Annotated in this window: 3 protein-coding genes; 1 reads left to right on the plus strand and 2 read right to left on the minus strand. The window is 66.2% G+C overall.

Translation table 11 applies throughout. The features are described from left to right. Together JOZ79_RS10060 and JOZ79_RS10065 are read right to left on the minus strand one after the other, a co-directional pair. On the minus strand, positions 1-781 hold a 781-nt coding region (locus tag JOZ79_RS10060), incomplete at its 3' end, for a glycine--tRNA ligase subunit beta (RefSeq protein WP_294073735.1). Continuing rightward, a complete protein-coding gene (locus tag JOZ79_RS10065; RefSeq protein ID WP_294073737.1) occupies positions 781-1,662 on the minus strand; it encodes a glycine--tRNA ligase subunit alpha in 882 nt (293 codons plus the stop codon). The genes JOZ79_RS10065 and JOZ79_RS10060, both read right to left, overlap by 1 nt. Before the next feature lie 99 nt (positions 1,663-1,761). Here JOZ79_RS10065 and JOZ79_RS10070 point away from each other — a divergent pair. Beyond that, positions 1,762-2,584, plus strand: an 823-nt coding sequence (locus JOZ79_RS10070) for a TraB/GumN family protein (RefSeq protein WP_294073739.1), incomplete at its 3' end; no start/stop codon positions are given.

Consider the following 2,584-nt stretch of genomic DNA (forward strand, 5'->3'; position numbering starts at 1 on the left):
CGCGCGGGACGTCGAGGTATTCGGGGTCGAACCGGCCGAGCAGCGGCACCGGCCATTCGGTAAGGCCAGCATTCTCGACCACCAGCCCCTCGTCGGGCAGAAGCTGCAGGCCTGCGCCGGCAGCCGCGGTCTCCGCGCCCTCACGCACGATCCGCTCGCGTTCGTCCTGGTCGACGATTACATGGCAGGCGCGCAACTTCTCGGCATAATCATGCGCGCCACCGATCGTGATCGGCCCCGGATGATGGAAGCGGTGGCCGACGGTGGTCGCACCCGAGGCGAGGCCGTCGATCTCGACCGGCACGATTTCCTCGCCCAATAGTGCGACGATACCCTGCAGCGGCCGCACCCAGCGCAGCGCGCCTGAGCCCCAGCGCATGGACTTGGGCCAGGGGAAGTCGGCCACGATCGCTTTTATGGCCTCGGCCAGCACGTCCGGCGCCCCGCGCCCTGGCCGCTCAACCACCGCGAACAGCACGCCGTCGCGATCCAAGAGTTGGTCGCGCGTCAGCCCGGTCTTCCGCAGGAAGCCTTCTAGCGCCTGCGGCGGCGCCGAGCTGCGCGGGCCCTTGATCTCCTCACGGCTCGCCTCGGTCGCCTCCGCCACGTCGCGGGCGATGAGGATGAGCCGCCTCGGCGTCGACAGCGTGTCGATCGGTCCGGTCGCGAGGCCTGCCGCCTTCGCCTGCTGAGCGAACAGCCGCGCAAGATCGTTCCGGGCCCTCGCCTGCATCCGCGCGGGGATTTCCTCCGATAGAATCTCGAGCAGGAAGTCGGCCATCAGGCGGCTCCCGCGATCACGGTCGGATTGCGCTCCAGCCATGCCGCGCACGCGGCCTTCGCGAGATCGCGGACGCGGCCGATATAAGCCTGGCGCTCGGCAACGCTGATCACGCCTCGAGCCTGCAACGTGTTGAAGATGTGGCTGGCCTTGATCGCCTGCTCATAGGCAGGGATTGGGAGCTTGGCTTCGAGACAGCGCTCGCACTCCGCCGCCGCCTTGCGAAAGCTGTCAAACAAAGCCTCGGTGTTCGCGACCTCGAAATTGTAGGTCGACATTTCGACCTCGTTCTCGCGGAACACGTCGCCGTAACTGACGCCCTCCCCGTTGAACGCCAGATCGAAGACATTGTCGACGCCCTGGATATACATCGCCAGCCGTTCGAGGCCGTAGGTCAACTCGCCGGAGACCGGCCGGCATTCGAACCCGCCGACCTGCTGGAAATAGGTGAACTGCGTCACCTCCATCCCGTCGCACCAGACTTCCCAGCCAAGGCCCCAGGCGCCAAGAGTCGGACTTTCCCAATCGTCCTCGACGAAGCGAATGTCGTGCTTCAGTGGATCGACGCCGATCTCCGCGAGGCTGCCGAGATAGAGGTCCTGAAGGTTCGCCGGGCTCGGCTTCAGGATCACCTGATATTGATAATAGGCGCCCAGCCGGTTCGGATTCTCGCCATAGCGGCCGTCGGTCGGGCGGCGGCATGGCTGGACATAGGCGCATTTCCACGGGTCCGGTCCAAGAGCACGAAGTACGGTCGCCGGGTGGAACGTCCCCGCGCCCATCTCGAGGTCGTAGGGCTGCAGGATCGCGCAGCCGTGCCGGCTCCAATAATGGTGGAGAGTCAGGATCATGTCCTGGAAGCTGAGCGGCCCGCTGGTCATCGGGCGGGGCTTTGGCTCATGCCTGCCTGTCGGGCAAGTGGCGGTTCAGCCGCGGCTTCCTACATGCTAGCGCAAGTCGCTACAGGAGGAAGCCACCGCATGTTGAACAGAATAGCCCGCCGCCTGGTGACGGGCCTCGGGATCGCCACCCTCACCGGGGCCGCCCTGGCGCCGCAGGCCGCCGAGGCGCGGCAGGCGCCCGCGCTATGGAGCGTCTCGGACGCCGACACGACGGTCTATCTGTTCGGAACGATCCACCTGCTGCCTGAAAAGTATAAATGGCAGACGCCCGCACTCGAAGAGGCGGTCAGCGGCTCGCAGGAGCTCGTCATAGAGACGATCATCGACGAGAAGAACCCGCAGGCGCTGCTGGCGACGCTGATGAAGATGGCAATGGCGCCGGGCCTGCCGCCGATTGGGGACCGCGTTCCCCCGGCCAAGCGAGCGGCCCTCCAGGCGGCGATCGCGAAAAGCGGCTTGCCCGCCGCCGCTTTCGACCGGATGAAGACCTGGGCGGTCGCGTTCATGCTGATCGGAACCGAGTTCCGCAACATGGGGCTCCAGAATGGTCAGGGCGTGGAGCCCGTGCTGAAGGGCGAGTTCACGAGCGAGGGCAAGCCGATCGGCGAGCTCGAGACGAACGCAGAGCAGCTCGGCTTCTTCGACAGCCTCCCCGAAAAGGCGCAGCTCGCATTGCTCGAAGGCGCGATCGAAACGCCGGGCAACAGCAAGGCCGAATTCCAGGGCATGCTCAGCGCCTGGAGGCGCGGCGACGTCAATGCGATCGCACGGACCTTCAATCGCGGGCTCTCCTCTTCGTCGGACCTTCGCGACGCCTTGCTCCGCCGCCGCAACGCGAACTGGAGCCGCTGGATCGAGACCAGGATGCAGAAACCGGGCTCGCTGCTGATCGCCGTTGGCG

Source organism: Sphingomonas sp., from assembly GCF_019242355.1.
Classification (GTDB): domain Bacteria; phylum Pseudomonadota; class Alphaproteobacteria; order Sphingomonadales; family Sphingomonadaceae; genus Sphingomicrobium.